Annotated in this window: 26 protein-coding genes; 3 read left to right on the top strand and 23 right to left on the bottom strand. The window is 42.0% G+C overall.

All coding sequences use genetic code 11. The features are described 5' to 3' along the window. Positions 1-89 precede the first annotated feature (89 nt). From A8F95_RS10095 to prfB, 10 genes are all read right to left on the bottom strand, one after another. Complete coding sequence (locus tag A8F95_RS10095) at positions 90-1541, bottom strand: S41 family peptidase (RefSeq protein ID WP_065410386.1); 1452 nt, start codon at positions 1539-1541, stop codon at positions 90-92. 131 nt (positions 1542-1672) lie between these two features. Then, positions 1673-2821 carry a trans-sulfuration enzyme family protein gene (locus A8F95_RS10090; RefSeq protein ID WP_065410385.1) on the bottom strand — a complete coding sequence of 383 codons (1149 nt, stop codon included), beginning with the start codon at positions 2819-2821 and terminating at the stop codon, positions 1673-1675. Positions 2822-3040: 219 nt separating this feature from the next. Next, positions 3041-3625 (bottom strand): peroxiredoxin family protein, encoded by a 585-nt coding sequence (locus tag A8F95_RS10085; RefSeq protein ID WP_065410384.1) that lies wholly within the window; start codon positions 3623-3625, stop codon positions 3041-3043. Next, positions 3618-4202: a hypothetical protein gene (locus A8F95_RS10080; protein ID WP_065410383.1), complete on the bottom strand. Its 585-nt coding sequence runs from the start codon at positions 4200-4202 to the stop codon at positions 3618-3620. The genes A8F95_RS10085 and A8F95_RS10080 overlap by 8 nt, the downstream gene beginning before the upstream one ends. A 200-nt stretch (positions 4203-4402) precedes the next feature. Next, positions 4403-4510, bottom strand: a complete 108-nt coding sequence (locus tag A8F95_RS21705) for a YjcZ family sporulation protein (protein WP_077247304.1) — start codon at positions 4508-4510, stop codon at positions 4403-4405. Positions 4511-4669: 159 nt separating this feature from the next. Then, positions 4670-6031, bottom strand: a complete 1362-nt coding sequence (locus A8F95_RS10075; protein ID WP_065410382.1) for a murein hydrolase activator EnvC family protein — start codon at positions 6029-6031, stop codon at positions 4670-4672. 74 nt (positions 6032-6105) lie between these two features. Further along, positions 6106-6990: a permease-like cell division protein FtsX gene (ftsX, locus tag A8F95_RS10070; RefSeq protein ID WP_065410381.1), complete on the bottom strand. Its 885-nt coding sequence runs from the start codon at positions 6988-6990 to the stop codon at positions 6106-6108. Continuing rightward, the gene (gene ftsE, locus A8F95_RS10065; protein ID WP_049664817.1) at positions 6980-7666 is read right to left on the bottom strand and encodes a cell division ATP-binding protein FtsE; all 687 of its coding nucleotides are present in this window, start codon (positions 7664-7666) and stop codon (positions 6980-6982) included. Before ftsE ends, ftsX begins: the two co-directional genes overlap by 11 nt. A gap of 338 nt (positions 7667-8004) precedes the next feature. Continuing rightward, positions 8005-8346 carry a cytochrome c551 gene (gene cccB, locus A8F95_RS10060; RefSeq protein WP_049666748.1) on the bottom strand — a complete coding sequence of 114 codons (342 nt, stop codon included), beginning with the start codon at positions 8344-8346 and terminating at the stop codon, positions 8005-8007. 383 nt (positions 8347-8729) lie between these two features. Further along, a protein-coding gene (gene prfB / locus A8F95_RS10055) for a peptide chain release factor 2 (protein WP_141676257.1) occupies positions 8730-9828 on the bottom strand; the annotation gives its coding sequence in 2 pieces (ribosomal slippage) (positions 8730-9755 and positions 9757-9828; 1098 coding nt in all). Positions 9829-9901: 73 nt separating this feature from the next. Between prfB and A8F95_RS22825 the strand changes: the two genes are divergently transcribed. Continuing rightward, positions 9902-10069 carry a hypothetical protein gene (locus tag A8F95_RS22825; RefSeq protein WP_218060670.1) on the top strand — a complete coding sequence of 56 codons (168 nt, stop codon included), beginning with the start codon at positions 9902-9904 and terminating at the stop codon, positions 10067-10069. A gap of 103 nt (positions 10070-10172) precedes the next feature. Here the strand turns inward: A8F95_RS22825 and secA are convergent, their stop codons facing one another. From secA to A8F95_RS10010, 9 genes are all read right to left on the bottom strand, one after another. Continuing rightward, positions 10173-12677: a preprotein translocase subunit SecA gene (gene secA, locus A8F95_RS10050; protein WP_065410379.1), complete on the bottom strand. Its 2505-nt coding sequence runs from the start codon at positions 12675-12677 to the stop codon at positions 10173-10175. Positions 12678-12889: 212 nt separating this feature from the next. After that, positions 12890-13972, bottom strand: a complete 1083-nt coding sequence (locus A8F95_RS22820) for a YecA family protein (protein ID WP_065410378.1) — start codon at positions 13970-13972, stop codon at positions 12890-12892. 269 nt (positions 13973-14241) lie between these two features. Continuing rightward, entirely contained in the window at positions 14242-15810 is a 1569-nt protein-coding gene (locus A8F95_RS22450) for a hypothetical protein (RefSeq protein ID WP_065410377.1), read from the bottom strand. Positions 15811-16274: 464 nt separating this feature from the next. Then, entirely contained in the window at positions 16275-16835 is a 561-nt protein-coding gene (gene hpf, locus A8F95_RS10035) for a ribosome hibernation-promoting factor, HPF/YfiA family (RefSeq protein ID WP_065410376.1), read from the bottom strand. A 274-nt stretch (positions 16836-17109) separates the two neighbouring features. Beyond that, a complete protein-coding gene (fliT, locus tag A8F95_RS10030) occupies positions 17110-17454 on the bottom strand; it encodes a flagellar protein FliT (RefSeq protein WP_065410375.1) in 345 nt (114 codons plus the stop codon). After that, positions 17454-17858 (bottom strand): flagellar export chaperone FliS, encoded by a 405-nt coding sequence (gene fliS, locus A8F95_RS10025; protein ID WP_065410374.1) that lies wholly within the window; start codon positions 17856-17858, stop codon positions 17454-17456. The genes fliT and fliS overlap by 1 nt, the downstream gene beginning before the upstream one ends. 92 nt (positions 17859-17950) lie before the next feature. Beyond that, the gene (gene flaG, locus A8F95_RS10020) at positions 17951-18301 is read right to left on the bottom strand and encodes a flagellar protein FlaG (RefSeq protein WP_065410373.1); all 351 of its coding nucleotides are present in this window, start codon (positions 18299-18301) and stop codon (positions 17951-17953) included. 150 nt (positions 18302-18451) lie between these two features. After that, a complete protein-coding gene (locus A8F95_RS10015) occupies positions 18452-19084 on the bottom strand; it encodes an NUDIX hydrolase (protein WP_065410372.1) in 633 nt (210 codons plus the stop codon). Positions 19085-19088: 4 nt separating this feature from the next. Continuing rightward, the gene (locus A8F95_RS10010) at positions 19089-19289 is read right to left on the bottom strand and encodes a YwbE family protein (RefSeq protein ID WP_065410371.1); all 201 of its coding nucleotides are present in this window, start codon (positions 19287-19289) and stop codon (positions 19089-19091) included. A 175-nt stretch (positions 19290-19464) separates the two neighbouring features. On the opposite strand from A8F95_RS10010, the gene A8F95_RS10005 reads away from it, so the two are divergent. Further along, a complete protein-coding gene (locus A8F95_RS10005) occupies positions 19465-20013 on the top strand; it encodes a glutathione peroxidase (protein ID WP_065410370.1) in 549 nt (182 codons plus the stop codon). A gap of 20 nt (positions 20014-20033) precedes the next feature. Continuing rightward, entirely contained in the window at positions 20034-20510 is a 477-nt protein-coding gene (locus A8F95_RS10000) for a thioesterase family protein (RefSeq protein WP_065410369.1), read from the top strand. Positions 20511-20586: 76 nt separating this feature from the next. On the opposite strand, the gene A8F95_RS09995 is transcribed toward A8F95_RS10000, so the two are convergent. The 4 genes from A8F95_RS09995 to A8F95_RS09980 all read right to left on the bottom strand — a co-directional run bounded on the left by A8F95_RS09995 (position 20587) and on the right by A8F95_RS09980 (position 24864). Next, the gene (locus tag A8F95_RS09995; RefSeq protein ID WP_065410368.1) at positions 20587-22080 is read right to left on the bottom strand and encodes an APC family permease; all 1494 of its coding nucleotides are present in this window, start codon (positions 22078-22080) and stop codon (positions 20587-20589) included. A 446-nt stretch (positions 22081-22526) separates the two neighbouring features. Next, positions 22527-23081: a hypothetical protein gene (locus A8F95_RS09990; RefSeq protein WP_065410367.1), complete on the bottom strand. Its 555-nt coding sequence runs from the start codon at positions 23079-23081 to the stop codon at positions 22527-22529. Positions 23082-23096: 15 nt separating this feature from the next. Beyond that, the gene (locus tag A8F95_RS09985) at positions 23097-24023 is read right to left on the bottom strand and encodes an SAR2788 family putative toxin (RefSeq protein WP_065410366.1); all 927 of its coding nucleotides are present in this window, start codon (positions 24021-24023) and stop codon (positions 23097-23099) included. Positions 24024-24036: 13 nt separating this feature from the next. Next, positions 24037-24864, bottom strand: coding sequence for a S8 family serine peptidase (locus A8F95_RS09980; RefSeq protein WP_245671228.1), 828 nt, complete (start codon positions 24862-24864; stop codon positions 24037-24039). Between the last annotated feature and the right edge of the window lie 220 nt (positions 24865-25084).

The raw sequence follows: 25084 nt of genomic DNA, 5'->3' as shown, positions 1-25084 counted from the left end.
CGTGAGTATATATCGCGTTTCATTTGTGAAAGAAGTATTTCCATATAAAAAAGAACGGTCGGCTACGTTCAGCAGCGACCGTTCTTCCATTATTTATTTAAGCTTTTTATATAAGAGAGAGCTGCTTGCAGCTGAAGATCATTTTTCTCCTTTTTCATTTCTTCCATCCATTTCTGTTCAAGCTGATTTGCTGTTTGTTTATCGATTTTCCCTGTTACCTTGATTTCCTCTTGAACCTGCAAAGCACGAACCGCTTTTTCTGTTTCTTCGCTAAAGTAACCATCTGTTCTTCCAGGCGCGTAACCGAGACCGTCGAGCATCATTTGGGCACTCTTTACGCTATCGTTGTTCATTTCACGAGTTAACGGCTTGTTGACCTGGAGAGGATGAGCATAAAAGTAATGAGGCTGTCTGACTTCGATGTCAGGTTGAATCCCTTTATTGTGAATCCAATTGCCATTCGGTGTCAGCCATTTATGAGTCGTCAGTTTCAGATTACTTCCATCTCCAAGCGGTACTGGCTGCTGAACAGTCCCTTTACCAAAGCTCGTTTCCCCAATGATCGGGTACCCTTCCGCTTCTTTTAGCGCACCTGCCAATATTTCAGAAGCAGAGGCGCTTCCTTCATCTGTCAGTACCGCAATTGGATAAGGCTTTACTTTTTTCGTTTCAGAAAAATAAGGAACTTTTCGTCCTGACTTTTCTTCAATTTGCATATACGGTTTATTTTCCGTCACAAGCTCTTTTAAAATCGCTTCTACACTCGTTAAGAAGCCGCCCGGATTTCCACGCACATCAATGATAAGACCATTTAGTTCTTTTTTCTCCATCTTCTTTAGGGCTGATTTGAAGTCTTTAGCTGTTTCCTCAGAGAAAGAAGTCATTTCAATAACGCCAATTCGCTTCCCTTGCTTTTCTTTCACTTTGGCAAAGACCGTTTCAATTGGGATATTGTCGCGTTTCACTTTAACGTTAAGTGATTTTGTCATACCTGGACGCATAATGCCAATCGTCACCGTCGACCCTTTTTTGCCGCGTATTTTCTTTGTTGCTTCATAAATCGTAAGACCACTGACCGTTTTGCCATCAATTGTGACAATTTGATCTTTCGGCTTTAATCCTGCTTTTTCTGCAGGTGAATCTTTAAATGGAGCAACGATCGTCAGTTTACCGTCCACCACCGTAATTTCGGCACCGATGCCTTCAAACGAGGAGTCCAGTGATTCTTCAAATTGCTTCGCTGTTTCAGCATCCATATAGACAGAATAAGGATCTTTTAAAGAGCTGACCATCCCGTCAATGGCCCCTTCTATCAGCTGGGTTCGATTTACCTTTTCAACATATTGATTGGCAATCACTTCGTATACGGTCTGTACTTTATGAAGCTCGTCCGGCAGATTTTCATTTCCCTGCTCTGGTGCTTGTCTTTGCGGCTCGGCTATGTTTTCATTTCCGTCCAGCACCAGCAGCCCCCCGTACATTCCACCAGCTCCTATCATAAAAGAAAACAACACTAGCACTGCCACCCATTTTCTCTTCACCATTCCGCCCCCTCCGATTTGGAAAGCTAAAAAAGCCGCCCGGCTCACTACCGCACGGACAGCCCTTTCTCCCACTTTATGAAGAAAATGGACAAGTTATGAATGAAAAAAGGGGGCAGTCCCCCGCTATATTAACGCGTTAGTGCATCGTTGATCGCTTGTTCAACCTGCTGGATAATATCCGCTGATTCCTCTATGCCAACCGAGATGCGAACGACTCGTTCGTTAATTCCAATTGCGCTTTTTTCTTCGTCTGTCAACGCTCGATGCGACGTGCCAAGCGGGTAAGAAACGGTTGTTTCTACGCCGGCTAGGGAAGGGACGATCTTAATCCATCCAAGTGAAGAGAAAAATTGACTCATATTGACTTCTTCCGTTAACTCTATGCTCACCATCGCACCATTGCCCTGCTCGGATACGTACTTAGGGTAATACGTCTTTTTCACACCGTTATGTTTCTGAAGAAAATCAGCCAGTTCTTGCGCATTTTTTGCCTGTCGTTCCATGCGGATGGCTAATGTCTTTAAACCACGGTAAGCGAGCCATGATTCAAACGGGCTCAAGTTCATTCCCATATTCACAACCCGACTACGGCTCTTCTCAATTAATTCTTTGCTGCCAACTAGTACACCGGCTGTAATATCGCTATGTCCGCCAATATATTTTGTTGCACTATGAACGACGAGATCTATACCTTTTGTAAATGGCTGCAGTAAGTAAGGCGTCGCAAATGTATTATCAATCATGACAGCTAGATTATATTTTTTTCCTATCTCTACTAGACCTTCTATATTTTCTACACGTAAAAAAGGATTGGAAATCGTTTCAGAATACAACAGTTTTGTATTTGGCTGAATCGCTGCTTCAATCGCCTGTTGATCACGGAAATCCACAAATGAAGCCGTAATGCCGAATGCCTGTAATTCTTCTTTTATTAAATGATACGTTCCGCCATAAAGATCACTCGCTGCAACGACATGATCTCCATTTTGTGCTACGGTTAAAATTCCTGCGAGAATAGCCCCCAGTCCCGAGGAAGCCGCTACACCATCCGGAGCCTCTTCCAGTGCCGCTACCGCTTTAGCCAGCTCATCTGTATTAGGATTGCCATTTCTCGTATATAAATAAGGTGTTTCCCCTTCAAAGTAGCCCTCTAACTCTTCCAAACTGCTAAATGAAAAAACAGAAGTCTGATAAATAGGCGTTGCCTTACTCTTGAAATTCCGCTGCTCCGCCAATCCGCTATGTACCGCTTTCGTTCTAAATGATCGTTCTTTCATCTACCCATCTTCCCTTCATTTTATGGCGTTAATGCTGTGAGGACTCTTCCTCTTAATCTTTTATATACATACTCTACACCTGTTGGTCCAACATGGCCAATGTTATTTATTTGGAAAAGAGGTTTCATTTCATGCTTCTATGACGATAGAGCAGCCTGCCTGTCCCGAGTAATGAACGCAGCGGGGGATTGCCTCCAAGCTGCGTTCCTGTATGATCATTTATTTAAGCTCGCTTACGAGTTGATTCATCATTTGTTCGTCCATAGGGCCTATGATTCTTTGGTGAATGGTGCCGTCGGTATTGAGAATATACGTCGTTGGAATGGTGGCGACTTGGTATGTTGAGCCAGTGGTCCCGTCTTGGTCAAGTAAGATGGGAAACGTTAAACCGTACTGCTTGGAAAATTCAGCCACTGCCTCTTTCCCTTGATCATTATTCGTTAAGTTCACTGCTAAAATTTCTACATTGCTTTTGTTTGCTTCTTTTTCATAAAAGTTTTGCATGTGAGGCATTTCGGCTTTACAAGGCGGACACCAAGTAGCCCAAAAGTTCAATATGACTTTTTTGCCCTGATAATCGGATAAAGCTACTTTTTTTCCATCCAGGGTTTCCAGGGTAAAGTCGGGCGCTTGATTGCCTATTTTGAGGCCAACAGCTTTTCCAGCCATTACCTCTTGGTTCTCCCCAGCTTTTATCCCTGGATTTTCAATTTCGGTTATTTCCTTTTTATCCTTCATAATATTTATTGCTGCAATTCCCGCAAGTAACACGAGCAGCAATACCCCAAACCATTTTTTATTCACTAGGATTCCTCCTTATTATCAAAGTAAAGAACAGCATTGCTCCAATATAAAGCAAGCTGCTGTTAGAGAATAACTCAGCAGTCAGTGATTCAAATAACAGCTGCCACAAAGTAAACAACCAGATGGTTTTGCTTACTTGCCCCAGCGGGATAGCGAGAAGGACGATACTGCCGCCAGACTGGATAAACGCAAGCAGCCCTGCTTGTCCAGTTAGCAAGGATACTGCTAACTCGAAGAAGGTAATGACCACCATCCATGTCCAAACAGCTTGTGCCTGCTTTTCTTTGCGGCATCTCCTGACAACATATATGCCCACCGCGATCAAACCGAGCCAAATTCCTTTCCAGCCACCGTTAAAATACAAGATCGACAAAGGAGCCTGTTTGACAATCGCAAAGCTAAATAGAAGCACACTTGCTTTCCACACGGCAACAAATAGAAAAATGGCATTAACGTAAATATCTAAAATATATCGTTCTTTCTTCAGCCAAAGCACAAGTGCTGTGATGACAAAAGCAGCCAAAACAGCAAGCTGGGCAGCTGGAATGGTTAAAGAGCCTATCGTAAACCAGTTCATTTTATTCTATTCCTTTACGAAAAAATCTTGCCTGCCACAACCTTTCCTCCTCCAGTTTGTCCGGGACGATGATGGGCAGTCGTTTCATACACCTATAGGTATTACATTACACAAAAAGCCTCTTATCGTCCAACTTCTTTTTATTATAAGCAAAAAAGGGCTGTTCCCAAAGATCAGCCCTTTTTTTCCTCTTTTATTTATTAGTAACCCCAGCCAATATAAGCTGCTCCCACAATAATCAAGAGGATAAACAAGACAACGATCAACGCAAAGCCGCCTCCGTATCCGTATCCGCCACCAGCGCTCATGCATTCCACCTCCCCTTTACCTACAATTACAGACTATTCAAAAGGGGAGAGATTGCGCGGGCGAATGCCCAGAACAGACTCTTTAGACCGGTGTCTATACAACAAAAGCTGCACGTGGAGGCTCGCGCTGAGCTTCCAAGGGCAGCTTTCTATTAAAAATTAAAAGTTTACATATTTACGTGGGTTCACTGCATTTTCTTTAGACAACGTCCAAGGACCTTCGTGAACTTCAAAGTGCAGATGCTGGCCAAATGAACGACCTGTGTTACCCATATAGCCAATAATCTGGCCTTTTGAGACACTTCCACCTTGAACAACACGCTCTGACATATGAGCATAAACGGTAGTCAATATCTTTCCATTAATAGAATGAGAGATTAGAATACAGTTTCCATAGGAAGACGAATAATAAGAACGGATTACTTGTCCATCCGCCGCAGCGACAATCGGGACACTGACACTATTTGCAATATCGATTCCTTTATGGTCTCCTAAGCTTCTCAAACCAAATTCAGAAGATATATGTCCTTGCGCTGGCCGCGTAAATGCGCCTGCTGAAACAGACGGTGTTTCATTTGAGCGGTCAACTGATGATGTTTCTTCTTTAGGAGCAGAAGGAGCAGGAACAGCTGCTGGCTGGCGTTGTTGGCTCTTCTTCTGATCTGCTTTATTTCGTGCTTCTGCTTCTCTTTCACGAGCGAGTCTTTCTTGTTCCTTACGTGCTTGTTCTTCTTTTGCCAGGCGGGATTTTTCAGATGCAATCGCTGCTTTAATCGCCTTTTCTTGAGCAGAAAGCAGTTCTTGCTCTTCTTCTAAGCTTAGCTTTTGGTTGTGCGCATGATCTTCCTCAGTAGCAAGCTGCTCCATCACCTGGTCTTTCGCTGCTTTTTTCTTATCAAGATCTGCTTTTAATGTTTTCAAATCAGCCAGCATACTCTCTAAATTAGCCAGCTTTGTTTTTAACTGTTTTTCACTTTTTTCAAGCTGTTTTTTATCTTTTTCTTGCTCTTCCAAAATATCTTTATCGGCATTTACAAGCGTTGTAACGGCGCTTGCACGACTAATAAAGTCTGTAAAGCTTTCAGAGCCGAGCAGCACATCAATATAACTCGCTGATCCGCCGCTTTGCTGAAGAGAGCGAGCTCGTTCCTCAAGAACACGATTTCTTTCAGCAATCCGGGCTTTTAATTCTTCTATTTCTTTCCGAAGCTTCGTTATTTCTTGCTTTGTCTCCGCAATAGCTGTTTGTTTTTCTCGGATTTGTTTTTCTGCTTTAGAGATAGACTGATCCAGCTGCTTAATTTCTGCAGACAGCTTTTTCTGTTGATCTTGGAGTTTGGTAATTTTGTTGCTCTTCTCACTAATGTTTTGTTCAATATTCGATTGTTTACTATCAATGTCATGCTGACGGCTCTCAAGGTCAGATAATTTGGAGGCAAATACCTCTTCCGCCAGTCCAAATGTACTTCCTAAACCAAGTGATGCCGCTAAAGCAAATGTAAGTCCTGCACGTTTCTTCAAACTCCAATCTCCTCTCTTCTCTCTAAAAATTTCTAGTTTATCTGTTTGATAGTCGGATATAAGTATAATATTGGTTAAATTTTTAAGAAGCGGCGAACCGCCATAAAGCTTCCCCACATGCCAATGAAGGCTCCGATCAGTAAAATAACGCCACTGATTTGCCATATAAACGGGAAGTAAGGCAGCGGCTGAATAAAGTGGCCTTGCACATGGGTTGTAATGGCCTTCACGACATACGAATAGCCGACAGATACCGCTGCAACCGGCAGTACAGAACCGATTAGCCCGAGCCATAGGCCTTCCAATAAAAACGGCCAGCGGATAAACCAGTTGGTGGCTCCCACTAATCTCATAATTTCAATCTCTTTTCGCCGTGCAAAAATAGTCATCTTAATCGTATTTGAAATCAAGAACATCGCTGTAAACAACAATCCTAAACTAAGTACTAATCCAACGTTACGGCTTGTTTTTAAAAAGCTGAATAACCTTTCAACTTTTTTCTCACCGTAAACGGCGTCCTCTGTATAATCAAACCTTTTAATCTTCTTAGCTACTTTCGGCGTGTCTGTAGGGTGCTTTGTTTTCACAACGAACACGTCATAAAGCGGATTGTTTTGTTCGAATAAGGCAAAATCCTCGCCCATGTCTTTAATCAAATTTTGCAGTTCTTTTTCTTTTGGTGAATACGTTACACTTGCTACCTCAGGCAAACTTAACAGCTGCTCTTTCAACTTCTCCTGCTCCGTTTTAGTTGCCTCTAATTTGACAAGAACGCGTACTTCGACATCATTCTCTATATCGGTCGCGGCTTTGTTTAGGTTTAGCAGGATGGTAAGAAAAACCCCCACTAGCAATAGAGTAACCGTAACAGCTGAAACAGCAGCAAACGTCATCCAACCGTTTCGGCTTAAATTTTTAAAACTTTCTCTGAAATGGCGGCGGAATGTTCTAGACTTCATAACCATAATCCCCCCGCTGTTCATCTCGTACAATGCAACCGCCTTCAATAGCAACTACTCGGCGGCGGACCGTATTAACAATTTCTTTGTTGTGAGTAGCCATTACAAGCGTTGTACCTTGAGCATTGATTTTTTCAAAAATATCCATGATGTCCCAAGCTGTATCTGGATCAAGATTCCCCGTTGGCTCGTCTGCAATAACGACCTTGGGTTTATTCACGATGGAACGAGCAATCGATACACGCTGCTGCTCTCCACCGGATAATTCTTCCGGAAGCATTCTCGCCTTATTTTTTAAGCCGACGAGCTCCAGCACCTCCATCACCCGCTTTTTAATAACAGCTGGACTTTCTTCGATTACTTCCATCGCAAATGCCACATTTTCATAGACTGTAAGCGTTGGCAATAACTTAAAGTCCTGAAACACCACGCCAATTTGACGACGCAGTAAGGGAACAGATCGAGCTTTTAAAGTCGACAAGTTTACTCCATTTACGACAATACGACCGTTTGTTGGTTTTTCTTCTCTATACATTAGCTTTATAAAAGTTGACTTGCCGGCGCCGCTTGGCCCGACAACGTAAACGAACTCACCCTGTTTAATGGAAATATCAACACCTCGTAAAGCCAAAACTCCATTTGGGTATTTTTTTGTCACACCCTTCATTTCTATCATCAAATCACCTGTCACTTTTTGTCAATTATACAGGAAAAAGCTGAAAAAATTCAGCTTTTCTGCTCAAATCAAGACCTATTATATCACTGATTAAACCCTTGTTAACCGTTAAATACATTACATTTTCTTTTCAGATCGTAATATATCCGATTATTTTCATAATAAATATGTAAAAATGATCGCTTTTCTCTATGTAAAACGCTTTATAAAGCGAATGAAAAGGTTGTAATATTTTGTGCAAAGCTATTCTATTTTTTTGTCGGTAAAGGAAGGTAGAGGGGATAAAAAGAGGAAAAATAAAGAATGCAGTGTGTGTTTCTGCATTCTTGTGGTTATCATTATTTTTTTGTAGCAAGCCAGTCAGCTACCGCTTCAGCATCGGCACCTTGGACGATGTTTGGAGGCATTTGGCCTTTACCATTTTTAACAATGTTTAAAATTTCATCTTTGCTGTATTTACTTCCGATTTTGTCTAAAGCAGGCCCAACCTGTCCTTCAAGATTCTCACCGTGACAGCTTAAGCAGTTCTGCTTGTACACTTGTTCACCTTGTGCACTGGCCGTCTCTTTCCCTCCGTCTTCATTGTTGCCTTTGTCTGCGTTGTCATTTCCGCCGCCGCATGCTGCGAGCGCCACGGATGAGCCAATTAACAGAGCCATTAATGATTTTTTAAATTCCATGTTCTCTCCTCCTAGGAAAAAATAACAATGCATGTTAAGTATACCAAAGCCGCCATGTTTTAAAACCAAGTTAAACACTTGAAAATTACTAAGAGTCGCTTCTATTCCAGCTGCCTCAATGCTTTCATCAATTGTATACACTTTATGAACTTTCATTCAGTCGCCTATTGACATACGCGGAAGCTGCTCGGTATTCTTTGGCATCAAAATTATTGTGCTGCATAATAGTCAATTTTATGTATCCATTGAAGACCTCTCTTTATTACCATAACCGTTTTTAGCTTCTTTAAACTTATAAAAGCTAATTAGATAGCCTTTGGACAATATCTCCGTGCCACCTATTCAAAAAGCCCTTTACTGCTCCAGCAGTAAAGGGCTATATCTTATAAACGCGAACGCAAATATGCATTAATAAACGGATTAATGTCTCCGTCCATTACCGCTTGCACATTCCCGGTTTCCTCATTTGTACGATGGTCTTTTACCATGGAATAAGGGTGGAAGACATAGGAACGGATTTGGCTTCCCCAGCCAATTTCCTTTTGTTCGCCACGGATTTCTGCCAATTCTGCTTCCTGCTCCTCAATCTTCTTCTGATAAAGTTTAGCTTTCAACATCTTCATGGCATGTTCGCGGTTCTTAATTTGTGAACGCTCAGATTGGCATGTCACGACTGTATTCGTCGGTAAATGTGTAATCCGAACAGCGGAATCAGTCGTGTTGACGTGCTGACCACCGGCACCGCTTGAACGGTACGTATCAATCTTAAGGTCATCCGGACGAATATCAATTTCAATATCATCGTTAAACTCCGGCATAACCTCACAAGACACGAACGATGTATGACGGCGGCCTGAAGAATCAAATGGCGAAATACGCACTAAACGGTGGACACCTTTTTCAGCTTTTAAATAGCCGTAAGCGTTATGCCCTTTAAATAAAAGCGTAACACTTTTTACGCCTGCCTCGTCTCCCGGAAGGTAATCCATTGTTTCCACTTTGAACCCTTGCTTTTCTCCCCAACGGGTATACATACGCAGCAGCATCGAACCAAAATCCTGGGACTCTGTACCACCCGCACCCGGATGCAATTCTAATATGGCGTTATTCTTATCGTATGGATCACTTAACAATAACTGCAATTCAAAATCGCCGATGCGATTACGGAATTCCTCTAGTTCGCTTTCTAATTCATTCTGCAGTTCTGCGTCTGCTTCTTCTTTGACAAGCTCATGCGTCAGTTCAAGATTTTCTTGTGTATCGAGCAGCTCTTTATATTCATTCACGATTTCTTTTAAACCGTTCGCTTCATTAATCACTGTCTGAGCAGCCTGCTGATCATCCCAAAAATTAGGATGCAGCATTTCATCTTCAAGCCCGGCAATGCGTTCCTCTTTGATTTCTAAGTCAAAGAGACCCCCTGAAGTCCGCCAATTTCTTAGCTGTTTTGTCTAACTCATTTCGAATTTCAAATAATTCCATATAGGCACCTCTTCTTTAGTGTAAAAATGTTGTATTGTGCACACATTATTCAAGACATGAATCTGGCGTGCTGTTGATCATTCCAGCCATTTTGTTTAAGGAACTGCTGCAGCGGCCAGCCCGTACGGCGGTTTCAGACTTTCTGCTGGAGTCAAAGAACGACTCCTTGTCGAGCCCTCCAACCCCTTATCGGGCTAAACGGGCCGCTTCCGCTTTTCTTTTGTCCAGCTGCAGGCGCTAGCGCGTACGGTGGTTTCAGACTTTCTGCTGGAGTCAAAGGACGACTCCTTCAGAAAGTCTTCCAACCCCCTATCGCGCTGGACAAGCGCCTTCCGCTTTTCTTATTACCCGCAGCAGTTTTTGTATTTTTTGCCGCTTCCGCATGGGCATGGTTCGTTTCGACCGACTGCTGGTGCTTTTCTAACAGGTTTTTTCTTTGCTTTGCTGCCTTCGTCTTCTTTCGGATTGACAGCCTGACCTTTAGCGACCTCTTGTCGTTCCAGGTTATTTTGGATTTCTGCTTTCATGACATATTTAGCCGCTTCCTCGTTAATAGAGGCAACCATAGCTTCGAACATAGCGAATCCTTCGTTTTGATATTCTCGCAGCGGATCGATTTGTCCGTAGGCGCGCAGGTGAATCCCTTGACGCAATTGATCCATGGCATCGATGTGATTGATCCATTTAGAATCGACCGCACGAAGCAGAACGACTTTTTCAAACTCGCGCATCTGCTCCTCGCCCATTTGTTCTTCGCGTTCGTCATAGCGCGCTGTTACTTTTCCGTAAATGACATCAATCATTTCATCGGCATCTTTGCCTTGTAAATCAGCCGTTGTCAATTCCCCTTCACTTAAGAGGTTGCCATTTACATAATCGACAATCGACTGCAGATCTTTCTGCTCTTCCGATTCAGTGGCACTCATATGAACTTGTACAACTTGCTTAATAACCATTAAAATCATGCCTTCTAAAATTTCACGAAGGTTCTCTGATTCTAGTACTTCATCGCGTTGTTTATAAATAATCTCACGTTGCTGACGCAAGACATCATCGTATTCAAGCAGGCGTTTCCGGGCATCAAAGTTGTTTCCTTCCACGCGTTTTTGAGCGGATTCTACCGCTTTGCTGACCATTTTGCTCTGGATCGGCTGGCTATCATCCATGCCAAGCCTTTCCATCATCGACTTCATGTTATCGGATCCAAAACGGCGCATTAATTCATCTTCCATAGAAAGATAAAATTGCGTAACCCCCGGATCACCTTGACGCCCAGAACGTCCGCGAAGCTGATTATCAATCCGGCGGGACTCGTGACGCTCGGTACCAATAACGGCTAGACCGCCTAGTTCTTTTACGCCCTCTCCCAGTTTAATGTCCGTTCCGCGTCCAGCCATGTTAGTCGCAATCGTCACGGCCCCCGGCTGACCCGCTTCCACAATAATCTCCGCTTCACGGCCATGATTTTTCGCATTCAGAACGTTATGGGGAACGCCCCGTTTTGTTAACAAGGAAGAGATCAATTCAGATGTCTCGATTGCGACTGTACCCACAAGAACAGGCTGCTTCAACTGGTGACGCTGATAAATGTCTTCCACAACGGCGCGGAATTTGCCGTCCATAGAAGCATAAATTAAGTCAGGCCGGTCATCGCGGGCAATCGGACGATTCGTCGGAATGCTGATAACTTTCATATTATAAATATTGCGGAATTCTTCTTCTTCGGTTTTAGCTGTCCCCGTCATCCCGGCAAGCTTTTCATACATCCGGAAAAAGTTCTGGAACGTAATCGTTGCCATTGTCATACTTTCATTTTGAATCGAGACGCCTTCTTTTGCTTCAATTGCCTGATGAAGCCCGTCACTGTATCGGCGGCCTTTCATTAAGCGCCCTGTAAATTGGTCAACGATAATAACTTCATCTTCTTGTACGACATAATCAACATCTCGCTGCATCGTGACATGTGCTTTTAGCGCCTGATTAATATGGTGATTAAGCGTTACATGTTTCAAATCAAACAAGTTTTCAATTCCAAACGCTTTCTCCGCCTTATTAATTCCTTCTTCTGTCAACAATACGCTTTTTGTTTTTACGTCGTACGTATAATCATCCTCTGCTTTTAACGTGCGGACAAAACTATTAGCGTGAATATAAAGCTGTGTTGACTTTTGGGCCTGGCCAGAAATAATCAGCGGTGTTCGCGCTTCATCAATTAAAATGGAGTCTACTTCATCGATCACCGCATAGTGCAGCGGGCGCTGTACTTTATGTTCTTTATAAAGCACCATATTATCCCGTAAGTAATCAAAGCCAAATTCATTGTTCGTTCCGTACGTAATATCCGCTGTGTATGCTTCTTTTTTCTCTTCCTTCGAGAGACTGTTTAAGTTCAATCCGACAGTCAAGCCGAGGAAGTTATAAAGCTCTCCCATTTCCACCGCGTCACGTGAAGCCAAATATTCGTTAACTGTAATTACGTGAACACCTTTGCCGGAAAGAGCATTTAAATACACGGGCATCGTGGCCGTTAACGTTTTCCCTTCCCCCGTCTTCATCTCAGAGATATTTCCTTCATGAAGGGCAATCCCCCCCATGAGTTGAACACGGTATGGGTAAAGACCGAGCACACGGCGCGCTCCTTCGCGTACGACCGCAAATGCCTCTGTTAATAAATCGTCGAGCGATTCGCCTTTTGCATAACGCTCCTGAAACTCTATCGTTTTGGCGCGCAGTTCCTCATCAGACAAACTTTCCATTTGGTCTGCCAGTGATTCAATTTTTTGCGCCATTTTTTCTAACCGCTTAACATCGCGTTTATTTGCATCAAACATTTTTGTTAGTAAGCCCATTTATAGCCGCTCCTTTTTACTTGCAACAAGTTAGTCCGTGAGCCTGAAAACCCTCATAAAATCCTATTTAATATTACCACTATCCCCTATTTGAAACAACTGAACGGCATAGAGGAAAGGCTAGATTAAAAAGTAAAAACGCCCATTTAGGGCGTTTAAAAGTATAAATAGCGTCTCTTTCCACATAACAGGCAAGCTGCAAACGAGCGTTTTTATACTTGTAACGCTTGTTTATCCTGTTCCAGGTGTCCTTCAAGCACTTGCTCCATTTCCTTCACTCGCTTTGCCAGACTTGCAGCGGATACACCGAGGCGTGAAGCGAGCTGACTATTTGAATAGTTGGTATCAATCATTTGATGAGATTGTAAAAGCGAATAAACGGCAGCCGTATAAATCTCCGGTTTGCGAATAGTTGGATTTTCTTTTTGACAATACAAATTCCAGAGAAGCACAGCTGTTTGCTGACGCAGCTCCCCTATCCCTTCTTCCTGTAAAAAGGCAAGCAAGGCATCTGCTGTTTTCTTTTGAGATTCTTTTTCCCATGTCAATTCACTATGGTCTAAAGCCTTCTCTTCACTTTCAGTTTGCTCTTCACTTTCAGTTTGCTCTTCATAGATAGAAAATAGCCCTTCTAACACAGACAGCCAGTTAGCCGCCAAGAATTGCTGTGAGCTGGTTTCTTCCGATTGTTTAAATTGTAAGGACAGCCAATTCGTTGCTTTTGGTACAACGTATTGTTCAAAATGAAAATCAATCATGAAAAATGTATACTCTTTTTCAAATGGAAGAAGACCGCCAGTTACGAATACTCCTTCAATCGGCAGCTGTCGGCGTGCTCGAATAGATACCGTTTCTCCTGATAATACGTCTTCCACTTCGTAAACATTTCCTCGCGCCGCTTTTACCGTACCTGCGATAAACTTCACTTGAGGCCATGCAAGGAAAACGGTTCTCGTCCGTTCTCTATTCACCGTTTGCGCACGATGAGCAACGAATTCCTGAAGAATCGTTCGTCCATTTTTTAAAGATTGTGTTAAAATAAACCAAATTTCAAAAGCGATTAAATACACCTGTGGATCTTTGCGAAGCACCTCATACGTATGTAAAAATGATTGAAAGTGTTTTTTCATTTCATATGAATGATGTTCCATGGCGTAATCGATTAGTTCACGCTGCAGATTTTCAAGTTCCTCCTGCATCACTCCATGAATGGCAGAACCTTCTATTCTTCCACAGCATTTTTTGAATTTTTTTCCGCTCCCACATGGACATGGTTCATTTCGTCCAACTAACATAAATTTACTCCCCCCTGGATCATCAACTCTTTCTCTATAGTAACATGGATTGTCAATCCATAGTAGAGAAGGCGCCAGGAATAAAAAGTCATTTCTCGCGCCCCATATCCAAATTTGACGAATCGTGGAGACTATATAAGGGTTCTTTCGTTTTGCATTCATGATTAAGAATATGGAGCCTAGAAATGATAGACAAAGTTATCAGGTTAATGGAAAGCACTTATCAACAGCCTGCAGGCTCCCTGCTATGGGAGCCTGCCTTCTGCTTTTTATAATGCTGAATCAGGTAATGCTTGAGAATTGATCTGCTCCTGAAGTTCATCTAAACGATTTTCTAACTGATCTAATCTATCAGTGATGCCTTGAACAGATGCCACATCCTCTACCGCTGGCGCTTCAGGAGTCTCAACTACCGGTGTTCCTGTAGTATCTTCTGCTGCAGGTGTTTCTGTATCAGCTTCATCTGGTGTTGACGCTGGTGTTTCTGTGTCACCTTCATCTGGTGTTGGTGCTGGTGTTTCTGTGTCACCTTCATCTGGTGTTGGTGCTGGTGTTTCTGTGTCACCTTCATCTGGTGTTGGTGCTGGTGTTTCTGTGTCACCTTCATCTGGTGTTGGTGCTGGTGTTTCTGTGTCACCTTCATCTGGTGTTGGTGCTGGTGTTTCTGTGTCACCTTCATCTGGTGTTGGTGCTGGTGTTTCTGTGTCACCTTCATCTGGTGTTGGTGCTGGTGTTTCTGTGTCACCTTCATCTGGTGTTGGTGCTGGTGTTTCTGTGTCACCTTCATCTGGTGTTGGTGCTGGTGTTTCTGTGTCACCTTCATCTGGTGTTGGTGCTGGTGTTTCTGTGTCACCTTCATCTGGTGTTGGTGCTGGTGTTTCTGTGTCACCTTCATCTGGTGTTGGTGCTGGTGTTTCTGTGTCACCTTCATCTGGTGTTGGTGCTGGTGTTTCTGTGTCACCTTCATCTGGTGTTGGTGCTGGTGTTTCTGTGTCACCTTCATCTGGTGTTGGTGCTGGTGTTTCTGTGTCACCTTCATCTGGTGTTGGTGCTGGTGTTTCTGTGTCACCTTCATCTGGTGTTGGTGCTGGTGTTTCTGTGTCACCTTCATCTGGTGTTGGTGCTGGTGTTTCTGTGTCACCTTCATCTGGTGTTGGTGCTGGTGTTTCTGTGTCGCCTTCGTCAGGTGTTGGTGCTGGTGTTTCTACATCACCTTCATCTGGTGTTGGTGCTGGTGTTTCTATGTCGCCTTCGTCAGGTGTTGGTGCTGGTGTTTCTACATCACCTTCATCTGGTGTTGGTGCTGGTGTTTCTGTGTCGCCTTCGTCAGGTGTTGGCGCTGGTGTTTCTCCAGCTACTGTTTCAATTAACGTATTCACTTGAACTAATAGAATTTCAACCTTTTGTTCACGCTTTTGAACCTCTCCATCAGCTGCTCCTTTTAGCGACAAAGTGTCTAATCGATGGTTGACAGCGTTCAAACGGTTTTCTAAACTCGTTAATTTCCCTGCATATTCTTCGCTTTTTTCTGTTTCTTCAACGGCAGGTGCCTCTTGTTGTTTTTCTTCAGCCGCTGATGTTTCAATATTTAGGGAATCGACTTCCTGCTTATAACCATCCAGCTTCTCTTCTATCTTCACAAGTTGCTTGTCAATTGATTTAAGCTGATTCACTTGTCCTTTTATTTTTCCCATATTGATCTTTTTTGCCCACTCTTGCTTTTCGGACGGATGAACATCATCCTGTTGTGCAGCATGTCCATATACGGGAGCGGAAAAAATTGTTCCCGCTGCTAGAGTCATTGCAAGTACGGATGATACCTTTTTCTTTTTTGTCATTCACTTACTCCTCCTTCAACATAGTTAAGCAAAGATCAACGGCCAACACGAAAGTTAATGTGCAGCTGTGTCTGGCACAGTCTTTACGCTACCCATGATAGCGGCAGATTTAACTTGAAACCAAGACCTAATATGAAAAAGGGAGAGCTTCACCGATCAAATACCATTATTAACCTTTTTTATCTTTATTTTGTATATTTTAAGGGAAAATTTTCTTGAACCTTCCGCTTACTTCCCTTCTTTCTTTTTTCGAGTTATTTCACCTTACCTGTTGTATGGATAAGGTTTTTTCCTTCATCAACAAGATAAGTGTTGTTTATTTTCTTGTTCAAGGAAGCAAGCCTGTCCATCCTACTACTTTTCCAATAAAAACAGTCGTTTTGATGGAGTTTATTTTCTAGAAAAGCGTTTTCACCTGTCAAAAAACCCCCACTGCCGATCGGCAGTAGGGGTTTCGATCTTTCTTAATTTGTCTCAATTAAACCGTATTTTCCATCTTTTCGTTTATAGACGATATGGGTACCGTTGCTTTCCGCGTCTGTATAGATAAAGAAGTTATGTCCAAGGAGATTCATCTGCAATACAGCTTCTTCAGAATCCATTGGCTTCAAATCAAATTGCTTTGTGCGAACAATCGCTAACTCATCTGTATCTTCTTCCGTTTGTGTTGATGCTGTTTCACTTTGAGCGATAGCAAAATAATCTTGCGGTTCACCTTTTTCACGGAACTTACGATTTACCTTTGTTTTATGTTTGCGAATTTGACGCTCCAATTTATCAACGATTAAGTCGATAGCTGCGTACATATCTTCATTTCGTTCTTCAGCTCGAAGCACAAGATTTTTCATCGGAATTGTAACTTCGACTTTTGAATTTTTATCAGAATATACTTTCAGGTTTACGTGAACAATGGCATTTGGAGACTCGATAAAATAACGCTCCAATTTGCTAATCTTTTTCTCGACATATTCCCGAATTGCTGGAGTTACTTCAATGTTCTCACCACGGATGCTGTAGTCTAACATGCTGACTCCTCCTTTACAAATAACTATGTGTATATACTTCTCCTTTCCCTCGGAAACTCCTGCTTAACCTAGTAAAAATGTTTGTCGAAATTGTAAGAAAGAGTGCCTATTTCGTCACTTGATTTTTTTACTCATGACCTAAGCAGAAGGGGTCAGGATTACACATACTTATTGAGGAAGTATACGCTGGCAGCATGGAAATAATGTGGCAGATTCAAAGTTTCCCATTTAAAGCATTAAAAAGCGAACCGGCTACAAGCTGGTTCGCCCTACATCAATTCTTTCTATCGTAAAAAACACCGTCCATCTGTATAGACGCATAAGGATTCACATACTTATCCACGGAATCCTTCTTTTTCGTTAAGCTTTGCATATCTTTTTGAATCGTTGCCTTTAATTTCTTTAACTCCATATCAATCACTGCGTTACGCTTGATGATTTCCCGTCCAAGCTGCTGCTCTTCTTCTGTAAAAGGCGCTTTCATATTCGCAAGAAGAGTTTCTCTTTGTTCAAGAAGGGCTTCAATCGCTGTTATCGTCTGATCCCGATCGGCTGACTGGCGGTGCAAAAGCTGGAAGAGCTTGTCTGTTACGTCAAAGCAAGCTTTCACCGCAGACATTATGCTTGGCCACCTGCACCGGCATGCTGGAGCTGGCGATTTTTTTGAATGACTTCTTTCCATGTATCACGAAATTCTGTCACGAATCCTTCTGCTTCTTCTAAAATCGCTGTGTCATTTTTAATATTTGCTTCAATCAAACGACGGTTTAAGTAATCATAAAGAGACAGTAAGTTTTCTGACACATCCATGTCCATGTTCAAAGTGACCATGAGTTCTTGAATAATCGCTTGTGCTTTTTGAATGCTTGTATTTTTGGCTTGAATATCTTGATCGGCAATCGCTTGTTTTGCCTGATGGATAAATTTTAAGCAGCCGTTGTAAAGCATCAGCGTTAACTCGCCAGGAGAAGCTGTTGTTACGGCGTTATTTGAATATGTTTGATAAGGGTTTTTCATTGCCATGAAAAAAACACTCCTTTAATAATTGAAAGTAATAACAATTGAAGATAGATCCTGTGGGGCGCCAGCTAGAATGCTAAATCGCCCACGTGAGATTAAATTTTTTTATCTACTAAAATTCCCAAGTAATCCGTCATGGCTGCGTACATGTCGAGAAGCTTTTTTGATGGAATTTCTCTGATGACTTCTTGTGTTTCGTCATCGATCATCGTGACGTAATATTCTTCCAATTCATCATGAAATTCAAACTTCAAATGAGTGTTTGACGGTTTTAAAAAATCATTCATTCCTTGTACGATTTTTTCCATTTTTGCTTTTTCCGGCTTACGTACAGCCGTTTCAGTTGTTTCTTCCTGCTTTGGTTCCTGCAGGTTCACTTCTGTTGGTTTTTGCACCGCACTTACCGGTATTACTAAATGTTTTTGATTCCCTAATTTATCTATCACTCATTACCGCCCCTTCCGGCTTGGTTTTGCTATTAGTTATATCGGAAGAAGCGAGGCAAAGTTAATAACAAGAAAAGAATCTTATTGAATGGTTTTGTGAAAAATTTGAAAAAGCAGGAATAGTTGCTCTCCCTGCGTCAAAGTCCATTGTCATTGCCATTGACCAATATACTTATGTATAGAAGAAGCTACATTTTTGAAGTAGGCTTCCTCATGGGGGACAAAGTCTGCTTTGCTGATCATCCGCTTAAATGGGATTTGTTCGTTATCTTGATTCATCAAAAAACCTTCCCCTAAAATGGTACGCTCTTCCCCTTCGCAGAGCTTTAAAAAGGCAGATAAGTCTACAGCAACGATACCGGCTACTTCTTCTCTTTGTAAGGAATATCCTTCAATAGGCCGCATGCTTTCATATAAAAAAACGTGACACCATTCGTTATCTAAAAAATCCGCTATGTGCAGGCGATCAGGAATGATACCGAGCAAAATCAGGTCGTTAAAAGCAACGTCCAGCCCTAATTCTTCTTGAACTTCACGCACGCCATCCTGCACCGTCTCATGTGCAAGCAAATGGCCTGCTGCTGTAATATCCAACAGGCTAGGGAAATCCTTTTTTGTTTCACTGCGAACTTGTAAATGAAGGTTGTAGCCGTTTTCTTTCTTACTGATGACCCAACAATGGAACGTTTCATGCCAGTAACCTTTTTTGTGTACCTCATTTCTTGAAGCAATGCCTATTTCATTCCGCTTCTCATCTATCACTTTAATCATTTCTATCGTCATGCTTTCACTCCCCAGGATGGATATGCTGCACGCGCCCGACTTGGCCATCTTCAAGTCTTACTTTTATCCCGTGCGGATGTGAAGCGGAGTTTGTCAAAATATCCTTTACAATGCCGGTCGTTCTTTTTCCTGTTCGCTGGTCCTGTTTTAATACAATATCGACTTTTAATCCCGGCTGAATGTCTTTACGGTTCTTTCCGTTCATAAGTTAAAACCCCTTTCGCGTAATGGTTCTATGCCTTACTATAAACGACCAATCCGTTTCTTCCTAATGAAATGGCAGCTCTTCCTTTATCAAGGTATTCATATGCTACTTTTTGACTAGTAAGGAAGATTATTATATTATAATTATTATAAACTAAGATCAAAGGGGTTAAAAAATGAATATACACGACTTCACGGCAAAGCAAAAAGATGGGAATGCAATCGATTTAAAAAACTATAAGGGCAAGGTTTTGCTTATTGTTAATACAGCTAGCAAGTGTACTTTCACTCCACAGTTTGAAGATTTACAAAGATTGTACGTACAATATAAAGAAGCTGGCTTGGAAATTCTCGGTTTTCCGTGTAATCAGTTTGGTGGCCAAGAACCTGGCAGCAACGAAGAAGCAGCTGAATTTTGCCAGTTAAATTATGGCGTTGCCTTTCCCATTTTCTCAAAGGTCGAGGTAAACGGAGAAAACGCTGATCCATTGTTTCAGTATTTGAGAGAGTTTGCTCCATTTCGAGGCTTTGATGATTCCAACATAAATGAAAAACTCTTAAAAATGATGATCGCAGATCGAAATCCCGAGTGGCTGGTTGGAGACTCGATCAAATGGAACTTCACTAAATTTCTCATCGATTCCAATGGCACTGTCATTAAGCGCTTCGAACCTTCGGATGGCTTCTCGTCTATCCAACAACATGTTGAGAGTTTGCTAATTTAATAGAAGAAAGGGGACAGCTTATGCATAAAAACTGGATTATCCTCAAAGACCGCGTACGCGATGAATGGCTCGATTATAATGGTCATATGAATGATGCTGAGTATGCGCGTGTGTTCAGTTGGGCAGGGTTTAACTGGATGGAGGACGTCGGCTTCAATGACGACTTTCGCAAACGGTACGACTACACTATTTTCACACTAGAAAGCCACATTTGTTATTTAGCAGAAATGAAACCGAAGGAAGCACTTGAGGTATCTCTTCATATACTCGATTATGATGAAAAGCGCGTTCATTTTTTCTTTGAATTATTTGGTGAAGACGGAAAGCGCGCGGCCACATGCGAGCAGATGCTGATGGGCATTGATCAAAAACAACGGCGTCCTGCCCCATTTCCAGATGAACTTTTTGAAAAGATTGCGGCTTTAGCTAAGGAGCAGGCAGAGCTTCCAAGACCAAAAGAATCCGGGCATGTGATTGGCATCCGCCGAAAAGGATAACTTGAAGGTAACCCGATTTCACAGAAAAAACCAATTCCCGTACACCATCTGGATGAACGGAAATTGGTTCTTTTAATTAAGGTGCAATCTTTTCGTCTGTCCCCGTTGGTCCTTGATGATTAAATCCATCAGCCAAGTGGCTATGTTCACCAAGAATATAGTAGTCGAGTTTCTTTTTCGGAATTTGCTTATATGATTTCCCATACACCATGTAGAATACGACTCCAATGGCGAGCCATATGATTAAAGCAATCCAGGACGGTACCCCCATAAATGCTGGCGAGCCTGGCACAGCAAGCAACAAAACGAAGGAGAGACTGCTAATAACCCCCAACAAACTGCAAAACTTCTTCCCTGGAGAAACAGCCCCTTCCATAACCGATTCGTCTCCTGACCACTTAAAGAACTTGTAAGCTGCAAAGCAAGTGTAAAAATAAGCAACGGCTACGCCGATAGACGCCATGTCAACAATCCATAAAAGCACTTGTCGGCCAAACCACGGCGCGGCTAAACAGATGACCATCGTAAAAATGATGCCGGCATAAGGTGTTCTGTATGTTGAATGTAGTTTTCCGAATACGTCAGGTAATATTTTCGCACGGGCCATTGCAAACAACAAACGGCTCGCTGATACGTAAAACCCATTTAAACCTGTAAAAATCCCCATACAAATTGCGATAGCCAAAACAATTAAACCGACGTTGCCGAATGCACCGGCCACAATATCCCCTGTCCCCCAGATCGATTGCTTAGCGACGAGTTCTTGCCATGGCATTCCCACAGCGGTAAAAAGAATATTCGTCACGTAAATTAACGTAGCAAAAATAAGGGCCCATACGATGAGAGAAAACGCCTTCTTGGCAGGAAAGTCAAATTCCTCTGCCGATTGCGGCACGTTATCAAAACCAACGAAAGCAAAAGGCGCAATGGCCACAATCGTTAAAATGGCCGACATCGCCGGTATTTCCGGGTTAAACACTGGCTGTAAATGAGAGAAGGAGGAGTCAGGGTGAGTAAACATGCCGAGCCCTAAAGCGGCTACTCCTAACACGAGTATGACACAAAAGATGAACTGCAGCCGTCCCGAGAAAGACGCCCCACGAATGTTCAGCCAGGCAAACACACACAAGGCGATCGTGGCGATCAGCACTTCTGTGAAGTAGACGTCCCAGCCGGCAATGCTATACATTTGCCCTTTCATAGCCACTTTTGGAATTGTAAATTTGAATAAAAGGGCCATAGCCGATGCATTTAAAGCGACGATACTCATATAACCGAGCACTAAAAACCAGCCGCAAATGTAAGCATGCGTCCTTCCAAAACCAAGATACGCATAGGCAAATTCTCCTCCGGAAACCGGAAAGTGCCTAATTAAAAACCCATAACTAACCGCAATGACAATCATCAGCAGCCCGCCGATTCCAAACCCGATCGCTGCCCCAATCGGTCCCGGTTTCGCCATCCAGTCTGCCGGAAGAACAAAGCTCCCCCATCCGATTGCCGAACCTAAGGCAATCGCCCAGACCCAATGCGGCTTCAACGTCTTGTCCAGCTGTGTTCTTTCTTCCATGTAAACAACCCCCTTGATTTATAAGTAATTAAGCTCATAGAGGGAGGATAGTCTGAAAGAAGCCGTCACCGTCCCTAAGAGCATAATTCTCAACAATATTTAATAAAACTAAATATTCTGACAATATTCTACATACTTCATTTAGGATCGGCGCTGCTGTATTTGTTTGTAGAGAAAGAAGGAGTACGAGGTAATGTGAAGTTCATATTTTTGCTTATCCCTACTATATTATAAATTTATCCAGCCAACGATTTAACATCTCGATAGGTGTTATGAAATACTTCGATAAGTCATCCTACACAGCCATTCGTAATTAGCGGCCTATCTTTTCCTTGATGTTAAAGGACAGAAAAAAACACCTCCATGTTAGCACCTAATTTAGTGTACTATCCCCGAAGGTGTTTTTATGCTCTTCTGTTATGTTCTTGAATCATTTGCTATCGTGATCAAGCTTTTTTATTTTCAAGATCCTTTAAAGATTCTATGCTTGAGTGTAAGAGCGACTCTTCGCTAAAAGGCAAATTTTTTTCGGTACAAAATTTTATAAATTCTTGATAACCGCTGAAAATGGCCTCTAGCAATTCGCTGGCGGGAACAACAGATGACTGTATTACTTCTGGATTCTCGTTCAAAGCGAGCTTGTTTATTTCAAAGAAATAACCGTTCTCTTTTCTTACTAAATAAAGCTTATCGGGATTATCTAATAATTCAATATGGTATTTTTCCTCACTAGCACCATCTGACACAATGTATGAGAGGTCAGACCAGGTTTCAAGTAATTCTCCCGTCCATTCTTTTTCAGATAAAATTACTTTATCCTCATACGTAATTTTTATATATCCCGATAAATACTCACCCTCCTCATGGTTGAGTAACCTTTGAGCAGCGATCTCTGCCGAAGGGTGAGTAATCGGGATAAATTTGTCCTGCTGGTCCGTTAAAAATCCTAATTCCGGAACAAAATTAGAGATATACGTTATTAATTGATTTTTTTTATTCATCTCAGACCTCTCCATTTATTTAACTGGGTAAGCGCTGCTAACATATCCGTCCTTGTTAATGCGTACTTCATATTTCACACCATTTACTTTACTTTGAACATTAATACCCTTTCCACTTTTTAAGCTGCTATTGATGTCTTTCTTATTACTTCTAATCACACTCATCACAATATTCTTTACATCATTTACGTTTAAGTCAGGATCAAACATGGACTTCCCCGTACTTCCTGTCCAATAGTTTGGATGGTGATTTTTCAAAATATGCTGCATCTTAGATTTTGTAAGTTGGACACTTTTGCTTCCTACATTGACGGAGGCATTCACAAAATTAACGGTAGCCTTTTTAGCTGCACTGCTGCTAACAGCTTGGAACGTTTTTTTCCCGATTTTTAAAATCGCTTTTTTTCCAATATACTGAATGGTAACTCTCAGAGCAGCAGCCCCTATAATGTATACAATTACCGGTATCGCTGATGCTTGCAGCTTCTCTGTATTTACTTCATGCCTTTCCCCCGTCTTCACGTTCACAAAAGTTCCTTTAAAACTATTATCGTCAGCCTCTGTTACATAGACAGCATATTTATCTTTTGTACTTTCTCCATTCTCTGTCAATTTGCTCGTTAACAGGAATTCGTTCGCTTCTAAATTCATTTCGATTTCAAAATTCGCTTTCAAATCCTCTGCATGATAATTGGATTCGACTACAATATTTTCTTCATCTGCCTCCACTACCTCAATGTCTAACTCTTCAGATTGGCTTAAATCTAAATCTTCATTTAACTCCTCGTTCAGCTCTTCAGACATGTCAGCAATATCTTCTTCAGGCAGACTCATGTTAATCGCTGAATGATTGCTGGCAGCCTTCACTTGATTGTAGTCCGGTAATATCCAAACTAGCATACAGACTACAATTGCCTTAATAATAAATTTGTTCCTCTTCATTACAGGATCACCCTTATTTTATAGTTAATAAACCTTTGCCATACTCATTCTCTTTTTTCTCAGCTAAATGAAAGGTGTGTTTTTGCAGGAACTCCTCAAAAGGAATAGCTTCTGCTAAGCTGCTGGATTTATAGTTTGCTAACAGTACAGAAATGGCTCCGGATGCATACCCAGCTGCAAAGGAGGTACCAGTGAATAAGGAATATCCCCCTTTATGGTCCGTTGACAAAATGTTTACGCCAGGTGCCGTGTAGTCTATTTTTCCTCTTGCTGAAGAGCTTGGACGGAGTAGCTCTTTATTGATTGCTGCTACAGAGAGGACATTTTCATACTTCGCTGGGTAATCTACTCCCAGCCCATAAGTATTCCCGGCGGCCGCCACAATGATGATGCCCGCCTCGCGTGCTTCTGTTATCGCTTCTTTTAATTGATCATTGTCTGATTGAATGCCAAAACTAACATTTATCATATCGGCGCCTTCTTTCATGGCCCAGTGAATTCCCTTAATAAAGTCTTCTACTTCTCCTGTTCCATGTTCATCCAGCACTTTAACATCGTAAATTTCAATATTCTGATTTACTCCTACTATGCCGCCATCATTATGATTGGCTGTGATAATTCCTGCAATGGCTGTACCGTGGCCAAAGTCATCCCGTATTTCTTTACCAGGCTCGAGAGCGTTAAATTTCTTCGTCACCTTTCCTATTAAATCTTCATGCTGATCATGAATGCCACTATCAAGAATGGCCACTTTTATCTTTTTATCTGTATTCGTATTCACTCCAACTAACTCCTGACCCCACGGAACGATTTGTCTTTTTGAGCCTTTCAACCTTTCCAAATCATTTTCATAATGGGCTTCTTTCTGTGACAAGAAAAAAGATAGGACGGTTACAAAAACACATACTATTAGCGTTAATATGAATGCCTTTTTCATAAACATCTTTTTGAAGCTAGACTTGAATAGAACCACCTGCTTTCTAAATAAGGATTCTTTTGAATAAATCAATTTCCCACACTAGCACGCAAAAGACAAAGTTATGTAAAATAAATCAATTTAT

It is taken from the genome of Pseudobacillus wudalianchiensis, from assembly GCF_001685015.1.
GTDB classification, from domain to species: Bacteria; Bacillota; Bacilli; order Bacillales; family Domibacillaceae; genus Pseudobacillus; species Pseudobacillus wudalianchiensis.
Note: the sequence above shows the minus strand (reverse complement) of the source record. Positions and strands in the feature narration are given on the sequence as shown.